This is a genomic window from Microbacterium sp. UBA3394 (genome assembly GCF_002358725.1).
Classification (GTDB): domain Bacteria; phylum Actinomycetota; class Actinomycetes; order Actinomycetales; family Microbacteriaceae; genus Microbacterium; species Microbacterium luteum.
In genome coordinates this window covers 1-17,871 of record NZ_DEPK01000222.1, presented here as the reverse complement: position 1 = coordinate 17,871, position 17,871 = coordinate 1, and the positions used below count along the sequence as shown (strand labels likewise).

The 17,871-nt window shown below is 70.9% G+C and carries 10 protein-coding genes; 7 read left to right on the top strand and 3 right to left on the bottom strand.

Annotated elements, in window-relative coordinates; genetic code table 11:
* Positions 1–64: 64 nt before the first annotated feature.
* Both B4E30_RS13560 and B4E30_RS13555 read right to left on the bottom strand, forming a co-directional pair.
* Positions 65–3,049 carry a glycoside hydrolase family 2 TIM barrel-domain containing protein gene (locus B4E30_RS13560; RefSeq protein WP_286795600.1) on the bottom strand — a complete coding sequence of 995 codons (2,985 nt, stop codon included), beginning with the start codon at positions 3,047–3,049 and terminating at the stop codon, positions 65–67.
* Positions 3,046–4,563, bottom strand: coding sequence for a DUF4038 domain-containing protein (locus B4E30_RS13555; RefSeq protein WP_286795599.1), 1,518 nt, complete (start codon positions 4,561–4,563; stop codon positions 3,046–3,048). Before B4E30_RS13555 ends, B4E30_RS13560 begins: the two co-directional genes overlap by 4 nt.
* A 121-nt stretch (positions 4,564–4,684) precedes the next feature.
* Between B4E30_RS13555 and B4E30_RS13550 the strand changes: the two genes are divergently transcribed.
* The 4 genes from B4E30_RS13550 (at position 4,685) to B4E30_RS13535 (ending at position 13,184) form a co-directional block, all read left to right on the top strand.
* The gene (locus tag B4E30_RS13550) at positions 4,685–7,303 is read left to right on the top strand and encodes an alpha-L-rhamnosidase (protein WP_286795598.1); all 2,619 of its coding nucleotides are present in this window, start codon (positions 4,685–4,687) and stop codon (positions 7,301–7,303) included.
* Positions 7,304–7,499: 196 nt separating this feature from the next.
* On the top strand, positions 7,500–11,162 hold the full coding sequence (locus tag B4E30_RS13545) for a DUF5979 domain-containing protein (RefSeq protein WP_286795597.1): 3,663 nt from the start codon (positions 7,500–7,502) through the stop codon (positions 11,160–11,162).
* A gap of 43 nt (positions 11,163–11,205) precedes the next feature.
* Entirely contained in the window at positions 11,206–12,702 is a 1,497-nt protein-coding gene (locus B4E30_RS13540) for an HNH endonuclease signature motif containing protein (protein WP_286795596.1), read from the top strand.
* Between the two features lie 104 nt (positions 12,703–12,806).
* The gene (locus B4E30_RS13535) at positions 12,807–13,184 is read left to right on the top strand and encodes a hypothetical protein (RefSeq protein WP_286795595.1); all 378 of its coding nucleotides are present in this window, start codon (positions 12,807–12,809) and stop codon (positions 13,182–13,184) included.
* Here B4E30_RS13535 and B4E30_RS13530 read toward each other — a convergent pair.
* Positions 13,181–13,840, bottom strand: a complete 660-nt coding sequence (locus B4E30_RS13530; protein WP_286795594.1) for an aspartate/glutamate racemase family protein — start codon at positions 13,838–13,840, stop codon at positions 13,181–13,183. The genes B4E30_RS13535 and B4E30_RS13530 overlap by 4 nt on opposite strands.
* A gap of 114 nt (positions 13,841–13,954) precedes the next feature.
* Here B4E30_RS13530 and B4E30_RS13525 point away from each other — a divergent pair, with 114 nt between their 5' ends.
* The 3 genes from B4E30_RS13525 to B4E30_RS13515 form a co-directional block, all read left to right on the top strand.
* Positions 13,955–15,943 carry a glycoside hydrolase family 127 protein gene (locus B4E30_RS13525; protein WP_286795593.1) on the top strand — a complete coding sequence of 663 codons (1,989 nt, stop codon included), beginning with the start codon at positions 13,955–13,957 and terminating at the stop codon, positions 15,941–15,943.
* Positions 15,940–17,205, top strand: coding sequence for a RuBisCO large subunit C-terminal-like domain-containing protein (locus B4E30_RS13520; protein ID WP_286795592.1), 1,266 nt, complete (start codon positions 15,940–15,942; stop codon positions 17,203–17,205). Before B4E30_RS13525 ends, B4E30_RS13520 begins: the two co-directional genes overlap by 4 nt.
* Positions 17,198–17,871 (top strand): four-carbon acid sugar kinase family protein (locus B4E30_RS13515; protein ID WP_286795591.1); only part of this gene is annotated, 674 nt, incomplete at its 3' end. The genes B4E30_RS13520 and B4E30_RS13515, both read left to right, overlap by 8 nt.

The window sequence follows — 17,871 nt, the reverse complement described above, 5'->3', positions numbered from 1 at the left end:
CTGTGTCTGCGTGGCCAGTGTAGAAACAGAGTGGTTGATCAGTCAAGCCTGAATAGATATGCACTCAGGTTTCGGTCTGTCGTGTCCGCAGCGAGACGCGCCATGCGGTGCGCACGAGCGCGATGCGGTGCGCATCGGGCAGCGCCGGACCGACGGACGCCGATCCGAGACCCGCCTGAGCGTGATCGATGTTCAGCCACACCGACCCGCTGTCGCTGAGCTGGTGCGGGAAGCGCGCACGCTGGAGATCGAGGCTCGTCCACCGCCGAGCGGCGAACGCGAAGTCGGGATGCCCTTGCACCTCGAGCGTCGGAAGCTCGTCTCCCGTCACGCGCAGACGTCGCGTGTCGAGATGATTGCCGTTCTCCTGCGGGACCGGGTAGGGCACTTGCAGATCGTCGATCGAAGAGCGCCACGCGCCGATGCGCGATCCGGCCGCGGAGTCGGCGTAGGTCTCGCCCGGCCCTCGCCCGAACCACTCGACGGCGTCGTACCCTCCGGGGAGCTGGAACAGCAGCCCGAGACGCGGCAGCACGATGTCGAGAGCGCGATAGGGCGTCGGCGACCACGGACCGGTGAAGTCCACGACGACGTCGAGGTCGACGCCGCCGGGTGCGGGACGCCAGACGAACTCGTACTCGACGGCGTGGGCGTGTGTCGATGCCGCGAGCCGGCCGTTCACGTGCACCTCGCCCGCTTCGGTGCGCACGGAGTCGACCCTCGTGATCATTCGGTCCATCCCGACCGCCGCCCACACCGCGGCGAGGTCGTTGCGCCCGCCCTGTCCTCGATCGTTCTCCGTGGGAGCCCGATGCACGTCGAGCCACGGCCCGTCGAGCCTGAGCGACCCGAGCGAGATCAGCCGGCCGGTGGCGGCGTCGACGCGGGCATCGCCGACGCGGAGCGCATCCGCCGATTCCGCCAAAGCCACGGCACCGGGCGGCGGGGCGACGGATGCGGGCGGCGCCGGCGACGGAAGCCGTCCCTGCCCCCACGCGACGACGTGGCCCGCATCCGCCCAGGACGCATCCGCGGCGAGCACTGCTTCGACCGTGAGCCACCGCTCACCGTCGAGATTTCCGGCCGGCAGCGGCGGCAGCGGGAGGATCTCGCAGCCTCCGGCCGGGATGTCCCCGATGACCAGATCGCCCTCCGCTGCGCGGCGCCCGTCGACCTCGAGGATCCACCTCCATCGCAGATCCGCCGTTCCCGCGCTGTGGCGGCGACTGCGGATGCGGATCCCGTCGCCCACCTCGACGCGCATCGGCTCGTAGGCCTTCGCGAGCTCGACGAGCCCCGGCGTGGGCGTGCGGTCCGAGAACACGAGGCCGTCGAGACAGTACCGACCGCCGTTGGGTCGGTAGTCGATGGCGCCGCCGTGGAGCGTGAAGGGACGCCCGGCGTCGTCGACGGCGTCGAATCCATGGTCGATCCACTCCCAAACGAAGCCGCCGCAGAACCGGTCGGAGCCGTCCAGGACGCGCTGATAGTCCTGCAGCCCGCCGGGCCCGTTCCCCATGGCGTGCGCATACTCGACCAGCAGGAAGGGCAGGCGCCGCCGGCGATCGTCCTCGCGGTCGGTGACGCCATCGGGCCGCGGCTCCTCCCGTCGGCCGATCGCCTCCAGGTCGGGCAGCGAGGGGTACATCGACGACGCGAAGTCGGAGTTCCGGTACGACGGATCCCGCTCGTAGAGGATCGGCCGGCTGGCGTCGCGCCCCCGGATCCACTCCTCGAGCACGGCGAAATTCTCTCCCGCACCGCTCTCGTTGGCCATCGACCAGACCACGATGCTCGGATGATTCTTGTCGCGCTCGACCATGCGGCGGATGCGGTCGAGCATGGCCTCGCGCCACGCCGGCTCGGCGGGAGGATTGCCCTCCCACCCCGCGTAGATGAAGCCGTGCGTCTCCAGATCGCACTCCTCGACGACCCACAGCCCCATCTCGTCGCACAGCCGGAGGAACTCCGGGTGCGGCGGATAGTGGCTCGTGCGCACGGCGTCGATGTTCGCGCGCTTCATCATGCGGATGTCTCGCTGCATCGTCTCGCGGTCCACCGACCGCCCCCGCACCGGATCGTGCTCGTGGCGGTTCACGCCGTGGAACCGCAGTGGACGTCCGTTCGCAAGCAGCACGCCCTCCACGATCTCGACCCGACGGAATCCGATCACCAGCTCCACGGTCTCGCCGGGTTCGCCGCCCGGCCCGAGCGCTCGGAGCGTGCCCCGATAGAGCCGGGGGCTCTCGGCACTCCACGGCTCGACGGGCATGCGCACCGACTCCCCGGCCGCCACGCGAACGCCCAGCTCGGGGATGTCGACGATCGCCGAGGCGGCTCCATCGAGCACCGCGTCCACGCGCAGCGTGCCGATTCCGGTGCGGGGATCCAGATCGGCATGCACGTGGTGGTCATCGATCGCGAAGGCCGGGCGCTCGATGAGCTCGACGTCGCGGAAGATCCCGGGGAGCCACCACATGTCCTGATCCTCGAGATAGGTGCCTGCCGACCAGCGGTGCACCCGCACGGCGAGCACGTTGCGCCCGGGCCGGACGGGCGCATCGAACTCGAAGGGGAGCCTGCTTCCCGTCGACCATCCGAGCTCTTTCCCGTTGAGCCAGACGCGGGCGCACGAATCGACGCCCTGGAAGCGCAGCGCGGCGCGCGGAAGATCCCCCGGCACCTCGAACTCGAGCCGGTAGTCGCCGGTCGGATTCTCCGTCGGCACCCGGGGCGGATCGAGCGGGATCGGCAGCGCCGTGTTGGTGTATAGCGGCCCCTCGGGGTCACCGACGAGCGAGCGCGCCGGACCGCCGGCGAGCGGCGTGATCGGCTCGAGCACCCAGTGCGCGGGAACGCGGATGACATCCCAGTCGGCGTCGTCGAAATCGTCCGCGATGAAGCCGTCGCCCGTGCCGGCCGCGGTGGGCGACAGCCGGAAGCGCCACGCGCCGTTGAGGTTCTGCACGCGAGCATCCGTCACCGCGTCGGCACGCGGCGACCGCAGCCCGTGTCCGGGCACGGTCGACTCCCAGTACGCGATGGTCATGCGTCGACTCTCGTGATGAGAAGGGCGAGGGCCTCCCCCTCCGGGAGTGCGACCGGCTCCGCCCCGGCCGCGTAAGCGTCGTTGCGGTGCACGTCGGTCAGCACGAAGTCCTCCGGCACCCTCGTCCGCGTCATGTTCCAGGTGTCGAGCAGGTCGACGGTGAAGACGTCGCCGACCTGGAGTCGCTCGCCGGTGTTGCCCTGCGGCAGGCGGAACGTCCACGAATCGGGCGCGTGCTGCCCCAGATACTGCACGTACTGCTCGCGCGCGACGCCCGCCACGTGGGCGGGGTCATCCCACTTGTCGATCGGATCGAGACCGGCGACGCGCAGGGAGTCCAGCACCTCGCGCAGGAAGCGCAGCCGCGGGGGCGAGGCTCCTCGCAGGCATCCCCCCTCGACCATGTGGAGGCTGCCGGATTCTGTGACGAAGCTCTCCCCGTGCGACGCGTAGGTGCCGGACACCGTCGCGATCCAGAACTGATGCACGAGCTGTTCCGCGCTCAGGTGACCCCACCGTTCGGGAATGTCGCCCTCGTACTTGATCTCGTCCAGCACGACGGGCTTGCGATAGACGTCGCGGTACATGCCGGCGCGGCCGAACTCCATCGTCGCGTGCCCGTTCTGGATGGAGGCGTGGGTGACCCACGGCTGGTTGTGGTCGTGCAGCTCCATCCAATTGTGGATGGAGCGCAGGTGACCGTGCGCGTCGATGTCGGAGAGGAGGACGCCCATCCGATCCCAGCGATCCGCCGGTCGATCGGTGAGCAGATCGAACTCATTGCACAGCGACCACCACACGTGCGGATGCGCTCCGAGGCGTGCGACGAGGTGCCGCAGGTACGCGGCGTCCTCTTCTTCGCTCAGCTCGTCGAGACCGAAATGACCCCGGTCGTAGGCGTTGAAGATGAGCACGTCCGCCTGGATGCCGCGGTCACCGAGGCGTGCGACGAGATCGTCGAGACGCCGGAAGAAGGCGGGGACGGGCTTGCTGACGTCCCACCGACCCGCGGTCTTCTCGAACGGCATCAGGTCGGGTTCGTGCTCGATGTATCCGCCCGCCTGCGGGAAGACCATGAAGCGAAGCTTGTTGAAGCCCGCCTCCACGACGGCGTCGACAGTCTGTCGACGCAGGGCATCGTCCTGGTGGATCCAGTTGTAGACGGTCGACCCGACCGGTCGGTAGGGCGTGCCGTCCGCGTGCGCGAAGTGAAAACGAGACGCCACGCGGACGGGCCCTCGACCCTTCCCGGGAACGGCCTCGAAGCGACCGTGACGGCCGTCGAGTTCGGCCGCTTCGCTGCGCGTGGTCCACTCCCAGCGGCCGGGAAGAGGCGGTGAGAAGCGCACGGCGTAGCGACGGTCACCGTCCCAGAAGCCGAGAACGTCGCGCTCCCATCCCGAGTCGTGCCGGAAGCGCACCGTCAGCGGCACCCGGTCACCCGGTATCGGCGTCACCGGGCCCTCGAAGTCCCATTCGCTGACCTCGTGCGTGCTCGCCGTCGTGACCGTCATCGTCGACCCCTCCTCCATCGGCTATATTGAAACGTACCAAACTGATGCACCGGTCGCTGATGTCGCCACAGCCGCGACCGTCGTAGACCCAGCTTGAAACGTTACGAATCACAGAGGATCCATGAACGTCACCGTCGCGGCCCCCCGCATCGAGCACCATCGCGATCCGCTCGGGATCGGTGAGGCAGCGCCGCGCATCTCCTGGCGCATCGCCGAGGCACCGGCGGGATGGGTCCAAACCGCCTACCGGCTGCTCATCGAGCGCGACGCCGGCAGCAGCAGGCACGAGGTATCGGGCGACGACCAGGTGCTCGTGCCGTGGCCCGAGTCCCCCCTGGTCTCTCGCGAGCGCGCCGTCGTGCGCGTGCAGGTCGCCGGCGCCGACGGCCTCTGGAGCGATCCCTCACCGGCCCGCACGGTCGAGGCGAGCCTTCTCGAGCCGACGGACTGGACCGCCCGACCCGTCGGCGCACGTTGGCTCGAACCGCGCGAGTCCGACGAGCGGCGTCCGTCGCTGGTGCGCCGCTCGTTCACCGTCGACGGCGAGGTCGCGCGAGCACGCCTCTACGCCACGGCGCACGGCCTCTACGAGGCCGAACTCAACGGCCGCCGCGTCGGCGACGACACCCTCTCCCCGGGGTGGACCTCCTACGACTCGCGCCTGCGGTACTACACCTACGACGTCACCGACCTTCTCGCACCGGGAGAGAACGCCATCGGCGCGTGGCTGGGCGACGGCTGGTACCGCGGACGCGTGGGCTGGTACGAGGGCTTCCGCAACGTCTTCGGCGAAGACCTCTCCTTCCTCGGACAACTCGAGATCACCTACGCCGACGGCCGTCGCGAGACGATCGCGACGGACAGCACGTGGCGCGCCGCCGCCTCGCCGATCCTGCGCTCGGGCATCTACGACGGCGAGGACTACGACGCGCGGCTCGAGCACGACGGATGGAGCTCCCCCGGCTTCGACGACTCCTCCTGGGAGCAGGCCGCGGTGCGCTGGCGTGACCCCGCCACCCTCGTCGCGCCCACAGCCCCTCCCGTGCGCTGCACCGAGGAGCGGCGGCCGGTCGAGGTGCTCACCTCGCGGAGCGGCGCGCGCATCCTCGACTTCGGACAGAACCTCGCGGGCCGCGTGCGCCTGCGCGTTTCCGGGCCGTCCGGTTCTACCGTGCGCCTTCGCACCGCGGAGGTGCTGCAGGACGGCGAGATCTACACGCGTCCGCTGCGCTCGGCGCGCTCGACCGACCACTACACCCTCGCCGGGCGAGGCGTGGAGGAATGGGAGCCCCGGTTCACGTTCCACGGCTTCCGCTACGTCGAGGTCGACGGGTGGCCGGGCGACCTCGACGCCGATGTCGCCGCCGGCGCCCTCGTCGCCCGCGTTCTGCACACCGACCTCGAGCGCACCGGGTGGTTCTCCGCCTCCGACCCCGACGTGCAGAAGCTGCACGACAACGTCGTGTGGGGGATGCGCGGCAACTTCGTCGACATCCCCACCGACTGTCCGCAGCGCGACGAGCGCGCCGGCTGGACCGGCGACATCCAGGTCTTCGGCCCCACCGCGTCGTTCCTCTACGACGTCTCGGGCATGCTCCGCGGATGGCTGCGCGACGTCGAAGCCGACCAGCTGCCCGACGGCACGGTGCCCTGGTACGTGCCGGTCATCCCGTCGCACCGCATGTGGACCCCCATCCGGCCGGGTGCCGCGTGGGGCGATGTGGCGACGATCCTGCCCTGGACCCTCTATCAGCGCTTCGACGACGCCGGCGTCGTGCAGCGGCAGTTCGACAGTGCGCGCCGCTGGGTCGACCTCGTCGAGAAGCTGGCCGGCGAAGACCGGCTGTGGAACGAGGGCTTCCAGCTCGGCGACTGGCTCGATCCCGCCGCGCCGCCGGAGGATCCCGCGGATGCGCAGACCGACCGCTACCTGGTCGCGACGGCCTACTTCGCCCGATCCGCGCGCATCGTGTCGTGGATGGCGGCGCTCCTCGGTGACGAGACGGCGACCGCGCACTACGCCCGCCTCGCCGACGAAGTGGATGCGGCCTTCGCCGCTGCCTATGTGCTGCCCGACGGTCGCATGACCAGCGACGCCCAGACCGCCTACGCGCTCGCGCTCGCGTTCGACCTCATCCCGGATGCGCCCCGCCGCGAGGCGGCGGGACGACGCCTGGGCGAACTCGTGCGCGCGGCGCAGAACCGCATCTCGACCGGCTTCGTCGGCACCCCTCTCGTCTCGGACGCGCTGTCGGGTGCGGGCGAATTGCAGACGGCGTACGCGCTGCTGCTGGAGAAGGAGTGCCCTTCGTGGCTGTACCAGGTCGGCAAGGGAGCCACGACGGTGTGGGAGCGGTGGGACTCGATGCTTCCCGACGGCACGGTCAATCCCGGCGCGATGACCTCGTTCAACCACTACGCCCTCGGTGCGGTGGCCGACTGGCTGCACCGCGTGGTCGCGGGCCTGGCGCCGGATGCCCCCGGGTATCGGCGCATCCGCTTCGCCCCGCGCCCCGGCGGCGGACTCACCTCTGCGAGCGCGCGCCACCTCACGCCCTACGGCGAGACAGCGATCGCGTGGCGCATCGACGGCGATCTGCTGCACGCCGAGATGACGGTTCCGGTCGGCGCGACGGCGATCGTCGACCTGCCGGGCGCCGGGCCGGAGACCCTCGGCCACGGAACGCACCAGCGAACGGTGGCGCTCGTCGCTCCCGTCACACTCGCGGCCCCCGCCTGACCGCGTCGCCGCCTGCTCCGGCCCACGCGACGAGACCCGGGTGAACGTCCGAGACCGCTGTGCGCGCAGCCGGGTCCCGGACGCCGGGCCCGGTCTCGTGCCGCCGGTCAGGGTTCCGGTATCGAGACCGCTGCGGTACCGTCGTCGCGACGACGCGCCCTCGCACCGAGGGATGCGCGACACCTCGAAGGACGCCATGCCTCGCACCGCTCGCACCCGCATCCGCTCGATCGTGGCCGGCGCGGTCGCGGCCGCTCTCGTCGCCACCGGCGCTACCGTCGTGACCGCCGCGGCGCCGCCGGCGCCCGCTCAGGCGGCGTACCCCGACACCTTCAACCCGTTCGCGATGAACGGCGGATTCACCGTCTACGCCCGTGAAGACCTCACGATGGGCAACGACGAGACCGAGGGCAGCCTCGCTGCCGGGGGCGTCGCCACCAAGCCCGGCGACGGGCAGTACACGATCATCCACGTCGCCGCCGGAACGGCCGACTACACCCTGCCGACTGTCGACGGCGACCCGACGCGGCTGCTCGTCGGCGAATACAGCCCCGGCAGCGGCGGCATCCTCGCGATCACGAGTGCCGGCACGTCGGAGCCGTCTCTGCAGGGCGACCTCAAGATGGTGCAGCGCGACGGACCGTTCCAGGCCTTCACGCGCGCCGACTGGCTGCGGCTGAACACGAACCCGGCCAACCCCGACCAGACGCCGCTCATCGACGCGACCGCTCAGGTCTATCCCGAGGATGCCACTCCCCCCGCCTCGGCAGCGGGCGACGGCAGCATCTACACGGCCGATACCTCGGCCACCGCCGTCGCCGACTACGTGGAGGCGAACCGTCAGGCCGACTACGACCAGGCCGCCGCGTGTCTCGATGACATCGCCGATCCCGCCCTGGACCTCGGCTACCCGGTCGGCGTGGCCGAAGACGCCGGTTCCCGCAAGGTGCTCGAGCCGCTCAGCGCCGATCGACCGAACGTCGTCGATTACAGCGAGATCGCTGGCGCGGCGCTGCTGCAGTTCTCCGCCGGCCCGACTCCGGGTGCCGCGAATCCGCTGATCATCCGCGTTCCCGCCGGCACCACCGACGTCGTCGGCCTGCGCATCGACCCGCAGGGCACCTACTCGCCGTACACCTTCTGGGACCTCTCGGCGCTCACCGGCGACGTCTCGGTGACCGCCGCGGAGGGCCGGATCGACGGATCCATCTACGCGCCGAACGCGAACGTCACCGTCGACGCGGCACCGCTGGACGGGCAGGTGATCGGTCAGAACGTCGTGCTCGAGGGCGGCGAGGTGCACTCGTTCCTCTTCGCCGGCGAGATCGCGTGCGCGGCGGACAGCGGCACGTTCCGGGTGCAGAAGGCGCTCGAGGGCATCGCCGAGGAGGACCTGCCCGCGGGGACGACGTTCACCGTGTCGTGGACCGCCACCGAACCCGACGGAACCGAGCTCACCGGATCCCTCGAGGTGCCGGCAGACGGCGGCTGGGCCGACCCCGGCGAGCAGTTCCCGATCGGCACCGAGATCGTCTTCGACGAGATCGCCCCGCCGTCGGTCCCCGGCTACGAGTGGGGCTCGCCGACGATCGCGCCCGACAGCATCACGGTCGGCACCGGCACCGCCGACATCGTCGTCACCAACACCGCGACCGCTCTCGTCGGCACGTTCGAGGTGACGAAGTCGGTGCAGACCACCGACGGGTCGACCCCGGCGCCGCCGGCCGGCACGGTGCCGGTGTCATGGACGGCGTCGTTCGGCGGCGAGCAGATCGCCGAGGGGACGCTCGAGGTTCCGCTGGATGGAACGCCCGAGCCCGTCGGACAGGACTTCCCCGTCGGCACCGAGATATCGCTGGACGAAGACCTGTCCGGCGTCACGCCGCCTCCCGGGTACGACTGGACCGGCGCGAGCTGGGACCCCTCGGCGACGTTCGAGATCGACGACACGTCGACGGTCGCCGTCTCGCTCGTGAATCTCCTCACCCCCGAATCCGCCGACCGCACGGTCACCCTGGTGAAGTCAGCCGGCGGAGACGCCGCCGACGATCGGTTCGGCTACGAGGTCAGCTACAACACCGATCCGGCCGGGGAACGCACGACGCGTGACCTGCCCGTGGGCGATCCCGAGACGCTCGACGACCTCGAGACCGACGCCGGCACGATCGCCCTCGCGGAGCTCGTGCCGACGCTCGACGGGAGTCCGACCGACGCGGACGCGTGGGAGCTGCCGACCTTCACCGTCACGACCGACGACGGCGAACCGCAGACGTTCACCCCCGAGAACTTCGAGGGCGCCGGTCCGCTGGACGGCGCGATCGTCGAGATCCCGATCGCCGAGAGCGGCGACATCGTCATCGAGATCTCGAACACCCTCCAGGAAGGCACGTTCGCCCTCAGCAAGGCCTTCGCCGGCATCGACGGCGCGAACCTGCCCGCCACCATCGGCTTCGCCGTCGCGTGGACCGCACAGACGCCGCTCGGCGATGTCGTCACCGGCACCGTGCGCCTTCCGGCCGACGGCACGGCGGTCTCGCCGCTCGACGACGAGGGGCAGCCGGTCACGTTCCCGGTCGGGACCGAGGTCACCTTCGTCGAGCAGACACCTCCCGGTGTGGGATGGATCGACTGGGGAGACCCGGTCGTCTCCCCGGAGCCGCTCGTCATCGTCGGCGACGACGAGCCCGTCGCGACCGCGACGCTCACCAACTCCGCGACCCTGCGCACGAGCACCTTCCAGGTGGTCAAGCGCTTCGCGGGCATCGACCCCGGAGATGTGCTCGCCGGATCCTTCACCGTCGAGTACACGGCCTATCAGCCCTTCGCGGGCGTCGCGACGGGCTCGATCGAGGTTCCCGCCGACGGAACCCCGGCGGGACCGACCGTCGACGGCGAGCCGGTGCAGTTCCCGGTGGGCACGGTGGTGCGCCTGGCCGAGGTCGAGCCCGACGCCTCGGCGCTTCCGCCCAACTACGCGTGGGCAGAGGCGACCTGGAACCCCTCCGCCTTCCTGCTCGTGCGACCAGGCGTCGTGGCGGAGCGGGAGCTGGTGAACTCCGTCTCCGAGCTCGCCCGCTTCTCGGTGGAGAAGGCTGTCAGCGGTGACGCCGCGGACCTCGTGCCGGCCGACACCACGTTCCCGGTCGAGTGGTGGCTCGGCCTGCAGTCGCAGGATCCGCTGAACGCCGGCATCGGTGCGCCGGCGGTGTCGCCGTATCTGCCGATCGGTTCGACGGTGGAGCTGCGCGAGGGCGACCTCCCTGAGATCGACGGCGTCGAGTGGGGTGCCGTGTCCTGGACCGCCGCGGGCGAGCCGGTGCCGACGACCCCGGGCGGACTCGTGGCCTTGCGCGTGGACGGCGATCCGGAACCGCTCGCCCTGGTCATGACGAACACCGCGTCGGCCGAGCCGACCGGAGGGTTCACGGTGGCGAAGACGCTCACCGGCGCAGCCGCATCCGAGGTGCCGACCGACACCGGCTACACGATCGAGTACACCGTCGACGACGGCGACCCGCAGACGCTGCGGGTGGAGGCGGGCGAGACGGTCGAGGTGATGGATGTGCCCGCCGGCGCGACCGTGCGGCTGCGCGAGCTCGCACCGCCGTCCGTCGAGGGCGTGGCTTGGGGTGCAGCGACGTGGGGCATCGACGGCGAGGAGCTGACCCCGGACGCGGACGGCTGGGTGACGACGACGGTGGATGCCGGCGCGACACTCGCCTTCTCGCTCGTCAACACGGCCGCTCCGGGCGCGCTGCCGGTGACCGGCGGCTCGGGGGTGATCCCCCTCCTTCCGGTGCTGGCGGTGATCGCCGTGGCGATCGGCGCGGGGCTCGTCGTGCGGCGGCGGATGGCGTGAGCGGCCGCCGGGCGATGTCGGAGGTATGTTCGATAATGGAGGCATGCTCGAAGCGCTCGACACCCTGACCGATCTGAAGGATCGGCTCAGCGCGCTCGTGCCCGGTGCCTCCGACGAGTTGGTCGCCGGCGCCGTCACCGACGGCGAGCTTGTCGGCGTGCTGCAGGTGCTCGGCGACGTGTCCCGCCAGGTCGATGCGCTGATCGTGGCCTCCACCGTGCAGGCTCAGTCGGCCTCGACCGGCGGTCACGACGAGAAGCTGACCACCCGGCTCGGCTGCGCGAACGTGGGCGACCTGCTGCGCCGCACGACCCGGTGCGACAAGAAGCAGGCGGGCGTGTGGACCGCGGCGGCTGCGGCGTTCCCGCACGAGGTGTCCCTGACCTCGGGCGAGCCCCTGCCCGGTGCGTTCCCCGCCATGCGGGCGGCGATGCGCGACGGCGCCGTGTCGGCCGCCGGGGTCGTAGCCGCCACGGCGCGCCTGCGCGCGGCGTCGGCTCGCATCGACCCGGCCGGGATGCACCTGGCGGATCGCGTTCTCGCCGCGGCCGCGCGCGGCATCCGTTCCGACGACCTCGACGAGCACGGCGAGCCCGTGACCGATGCGCCCGCGGAGCATCCGCCGATGGACGCGTGGGAACTGCGCACGCTCGCCGACGCCCTCGTCGACCGCCTCGATCAAGACGGTGCCGCGCCCTCCGAGGAGCGCGCGCTCCGCGACCGCGGGCTGTGGCTCGGTGCGCGCGGGCGCGACGGACTTATCCCGGTGCGCGGCGATCTCCTGCCCGAGGTGGCCGGGCAGCTGCAGACGCTCATCGACGCCGTGTTGAATCCGCACGGTCCGGAGCGCGCGCCGGGCCCGCGCTTCACCGACGACGCGGCGGAACGATCCGACGAAGGGCCGGCCGTGCACGACGACCGCACGGTGTCGCAGCGCCAGCACGATGCTTTCGCCGTGGCACTGGGCATCGCGGCGCGAGCCGCCGACGCTCCCACGATCGGCGGCGCGGCGCCCACGCTGGTCGTCTCGGTGAGCGCTGAGGACTTTGCCGCGGGTCGCGCCGCCCACATCGACGGCATCGGCGCAGTGCCGGTCGCGGTCGCCCACCAGGTGGCGTGTGGCGGAACGGTGCAGCGCGTCGTGCACGACCCGAGGGGCAAGATCATCGACCTCGGCTTCAGCGGCCGCATCTTCAGCGCGGCCCAGCGGCGGGCGATCATCGCGCGCGACGGATCGTGCATCATTCCCGGATGCCCGGTTCCCGCGCGCTGGTGCGAGGTGCACCACGTCGACGAGCACGCCCGGGGCGGCCCGACCCACGTCGACAACGGCGTGCCGCTGTGTTTTTTCCACCACCGCACCCTGGAGCGATCGGGGTGGGAGATCGTCATGCGAGACGGCGTGCCTCACGTGCGGGGTCCCGCCTGGTGGGATCCGCAGCGACGTTTCCGACCGGCCTCGAAAGCCCCGGGCCACGCGGCTCCGAGTCGCTCACCCCGTCGCGGCAGTCCCGCCCGCGCGCGAGCCGACAGCGGATAGCCCGCCCACGTACCCCATCCCTTCACCCGAGCGGGACGAAGAACCTCGGCATCCCTACACAGACGCACGTTCGCGTTGCGTCGGCCGCGCCATAGAGTTGGCGCATGCCCAGCGATGCTCCGCGTGTCATCACGATCCGCGGTGGCCGCGTACAGCCGAGTGGGTCCTGGCTGTACGTCTGGATCGACATGCGCACCGACGAGATCGCCTACGTCGGGAGCACAGGTTTCGACCCGGAACTCCGAGCCCACCTGCACGTCGACAGCGAGGACCCTGCGCTCGGGCGCGTGCGAGCCACCGTTCCGCGGTTCGACGAGCGGGACTTCGAGGTGCTGGCGTTCGCGCTGGACCCGAGCATCGACCGTCGCGCGGCGAAGGATGCCCTGACTGCGCGGCTCGCCCACGGAGACGCGTCGCCCGACCTGCAGCATGTCATCGACCCGATCGTGCGCGCGGTTCGAGGTCACACCCGCAGGGCTTAGCTGCGCGCGACGATGTCGCGCAGGCGCTGGATGCCCGGGCGCAGACTCGTGAGCACCGGCACGTCGACGTGCGTCGCATCCGCAGCCGACGCCATCGAGGCCTGAGCGAGCACGACGACGTCGGCATCGGCGGCGACGCGGGTGATCGCGTCGGCGACCAGACGGTCGTGCGCCGCGCGATCGCCGCCGGAGACCGCGGCGAAGGCGCCGTCGATCACCTCACTGACGACCGTCGGCCTCGCTCCCGCGAGGTCTGCGCGCTCACCGATCAGTGCGAGCGTGGGCTCGAGCGTCGTGGGCAACGTGGCCAGCACGGCGATGCGATCCCCCGTCGCCACCGCCTCGTCGGCCATCGCCTCGTCGATGCGCAGCACGGGGATGCCGACCTCGTCCGCCGTCGAGGCGGCCAGCTGCGAGATAGACGAGCAGGTGAGCATCACCGCATCCGCCCCGGCCGTCTTCGCCGCACGCACCAGCTCGGCGACCCGCGCCGGAACTCCCGCGGCCCGGCCCTCATCGCGCAGGTCGGCGACGATACGGTCGTCGAGATAGTTCACGGTGTCCACACCCGGAAGGAACTCGCGGGCGAGTTCGGCGACGGGCGCGATCACCACCGCGCCGGTGTGCAGAAAGGCGACCCGTGTGGATTCGGACATGTGTCGATCATCCCCTTGATGAAGTCCGCCGCGTGGATGAATATCCATGCAGCGTTGCGAGAAGTTGCACCGCCAGGTTAGCCTGTGACCACGTTGATGCGAAAGGACCTGCCAATGTCGGCGACCACTCCCCTGCGCACCCACGCCCCGCTGCATCCGCTCACGGCGGAGAACGCGCGCTGGTCGAGCGGCTTCTGGGCCGGCATCGCGCAGCGCACGCATGAGGTGACCGTCCCCTCGATGTGGGACATGCTCCGCGACCCGGCGATCAGCCCCGGCCTGACGAACTTCCGGATCGCCGCCGGGCTCGAAGACGGCGAGCACCAGGGTCCGCCGTTCATGGACGGAGACACCTACAAGTGGTTCGAATCCGCCGTGGCGCAGCTCGAGCTGCATCCCGATGCCGAGGTCGAACGGCAGCTGGAAGACATCGCGGCCCTGATCGCCTCCGTGCAGCGTGAGGACGGATACCTCCACACCCCCACGGCGATCTCGGAACGCCACCGGCAGCAGGTCGTCGCCCTCGCCGATCGCTTCAACTTCGAGACCTACAACCTCGGCCACCTCATCACCGCCGCCGTGCGCCACTACGAAGTCACCGGCAGCCAGACCCTGCTGAACGCGGCCAAGAACGCCGCACGATTCCTGCAGAGCCTCGCCACCGACAAGCCCGTGGAGCTCGCCCGCAGCGCGATCTGCCCGTCGCACTACATGGCCGTGATCGAACTCCACCGCGTCACCGGCGACGAGCAGTACCTGCGTCTGGCCGAGGACTTCCTGCGCGTGCGCGACGAGTTCGAGGAGGGCAGCGACGACAATCAGGACCGCATACCGGTGCACGAGCAGACCGCCGTCGCCGGTCACGCGGTTCGTGCCAACTACCTCTACGCGGGGCTCGCCGACCTCGTCGCCGAGACCGGCGATGAGCGTCTGACGTCGGTGCTTGAGCACCTCTGGAACGACGTCGTCGACACCAAGCTCTACATCACCGGCGGCTGCGGCGCCCTCTACGACGGCGCCTCGCCCGACGGCTATCCCTGGCAGAGCGAGATCAGCCGGGTGCACCAGGCATACGGACGCCCCTTCCAGCTGCCGAACACGACCGCCCACAACGAATCGTGCGCGCAGATCGGCATGATCTTCTGGTCCGAGCGGATGCTCGCCCTCGAGCCCGACGCGCGATACGCCGACGTCATCGAGCGCATCGCCTTCAACTCGCTGCTGTCCACCATCGGCCTCGACGGCGCGACGTACTTCTACACCAACCCGCTGCGCCAGGTGCGCGATCTCCCCTTCCCGCTGCGGCGCGCGGGCGACACCGCCCTCCACCCGGTGCCCGAGCCTCCCGCCTCCGACGCGCGCGGGCGGGAACGGTATCTCAGCTGCTTCTGCTGCCCGCCGAACATCGCCCGCACGCTCTCGCGACTGCACGAGCGCATCGCCTCGGTGTCGCCGGACGGCCTGTTCGTGCACCAGTACGGTGGATCCCGCATCGACGTGCCCCTCGAGGAGGGCCGGATGCTGGCGCTCGACGAGCACTCCGACTACCCGTGGAATGGGCGCATCGTCTTCACCGTGCGCGAAGCGGCCGGCACCGTGCCGCTCCACCTGCGCATTCCGGGATGGTCGTCGGATGCGACGCTCACGGTCAACGGCGAACCGGTCCCGGTGAGCACCCCGTCTTCCTACACCCGCATCGAGCGCGCGTGGTCGGTCGGCGACGAGATCGTGCTCGACCTGCCCATGCCGGTGCGGCTCCTGCGCGCGCACCGCCTCGCCGAGGAGGTGACGAACCAGGTGGCCGTGCAGCGCGGCCCGGTCGTCTACGCGCTCGAGAGCCACGACCTTCCCGAAGGCGTGATGCTCGAGCAGGCCGCTCTCCGCCGCGGCACGGAGCTCTCCCCGGTCCAGGCCGAGATCGCCGGGCACCGCTTCATCGCACTCGATACCGAGATCGCCGTGCTCCCCCGCCCCGACGACACCCTCTACGCCGACCTCGACGAGGGCACCGTGCGAACGGCGGACGCGCGCCTCATCCCGTACTACGCGTGGAGCAACCGCGGGCCCGGCGAGATGTCGGTGTGGCTGCCGGTGGTGTGGTGAGCACCGTGACCGCGCCGCACGTCATCGCGACCTACATCATCGAGACCTCCCTGCCGCTGGAGCATGCCGCCGAGGTGCTCGCGGGCGAGCAGTCCACCGGCACCTTCGTGCGGGTGGAGCGCGAGTCCGACGATCTGCGCGCGCGGTTCGCGGCCCAGGTGGAGTCGCTCGAGGAGATCCCGCTGACCGGCGCATCCCCGCTGCCCGGGTCGGTGGGAGACCCAGCCACGCGGCGACGCGCTCGGCTGCGCATCCGCTTCCCCCTGGAGAACTTCGGGCCCTCGCTGCCGAACCTGCTGGCCGCCGTCGCGGGGAACCTGTTCGAGATCAAGCAGCTGTCGGCGATCAAGCTCGTCGACCTCGACCTTCCTCCGGCATTCGCCGAGCGCTACGCCGGCCCGCAGTTCGGCGTCGCCGGCACCCGACGACTGATGTCCCGGCCCGACGGCGCCATGATCGGCACGATCGTCAAGCCCAGCATCGGGCTCTCCCCGGCCGACCTCGCCGACCTCGTGGGCGATCTCGCCGCGGCCGGCGTCGATTTCATCAAGGACGACGAGCTGCAGGGCAACGGCCCCCAGGCCCCGCTGCGGGAGCGCGTCGCGGCGGTGATGCCGGTGCTCGAACGCCACGCCGATCGAACCGGCGTCAAGCCGATGTACGCGTTCAACATCACCGACGACATCGACCGGCTCGAAGCCAACCACGATCTCGTGCTCGCCGCCGGCGGCACCTGCATCATGGTGTGCGTGAACCTCGTCGGCCTGCCCGGCCTCGAATACATCCGCCGCCGCTCGCAGCTGCCCATCCACGGGCACCGCGCCATGTTCGGGTCGATCAGCCGATCCGAACAGCTCGGCATCGGCTTCCGCGCGTGGCAGAAGATCGCTCGCCTCTCGGGCGCCGACCACCTGCACACCAACGGCATCTCCAACAAGTTCTACGAGACCGACGCGCAGGTGCTCGATGCGATCGCGGCCGTCCGGGAGCCCCTCCTCGGCCTCGAATCCACCGTGCCCGTGCTCTCCTCGGGGCAGTGGGGCGGCCTCGCGCACGCCACCTATGCCGAGACCGGGACCACCGATCTGCTCGTGCTGGCCGGCGGCGGCATCCACGGGCACCCGGACGGCGCGCGCGCCGGTGTGGCGAGCATGCGCGAGGCGTGGGCATCGGCCGCAGCGGGCGAGAGCGTCGAGACGGCCCTCGAGCGCTCCGCCGCCCTGCGCCGCGCGACGGAGGCGTTCGGGGCCGCTCGTGTCTGAGGCCGCCGACGCCGCGCCGCGCGCCGCCTTCTACGGCGACGACTTCACCGGCAGCGTCGACGCCCTCCTGCAGTTCGCGCGCGCCGGCTGGAGCGGCCGACTGTTCGTCGGCCTTCCCGACGACGACGCGCTGCGAGAGGCGGCCGCGACCGTCGACGTGGTGGGCATCGCCGGAATCGCCCGGTCGCTGCCGCGCGAGGCGCTCGACGCCGAAGTGCGCCCGGCGCTGACGGCCCTTGCGGCGCTGCATCCGCCTCTCGTGCAGTACAAGGCCTGCTCGACCGCCGACTCCTCCCCCGACGTCGGAAGCATCGGACGCGTGATCGAGATCGCCCGCGACGTCGTCGGCGACGGCCCCGTGCCGCTGCTCTTCGCCCAGCCGGACTTCGGGCGCTACACCGTCTTCGGGCACCACTTCGCCGCCGAAGACGGCGTCGTGCACCGTCTCGACCGGCAGCCGACGATGTCGACGCACCCGTCGACGCCGATGACCGAGTCCGACCTCGCCCGTCACCTGTCGCGACAGACGGCCCTCCCCATCGATGGGATCCCGTTCACGCGCTACACCTCGTCGGCGGCGGTGACGGCCGCCCTCGTGGACTCCCCCGCCGCGGCGACGGTGCTCGATGCCGCCGACGCCGCCCACCTCGCCCTCGTCGGCCGCGC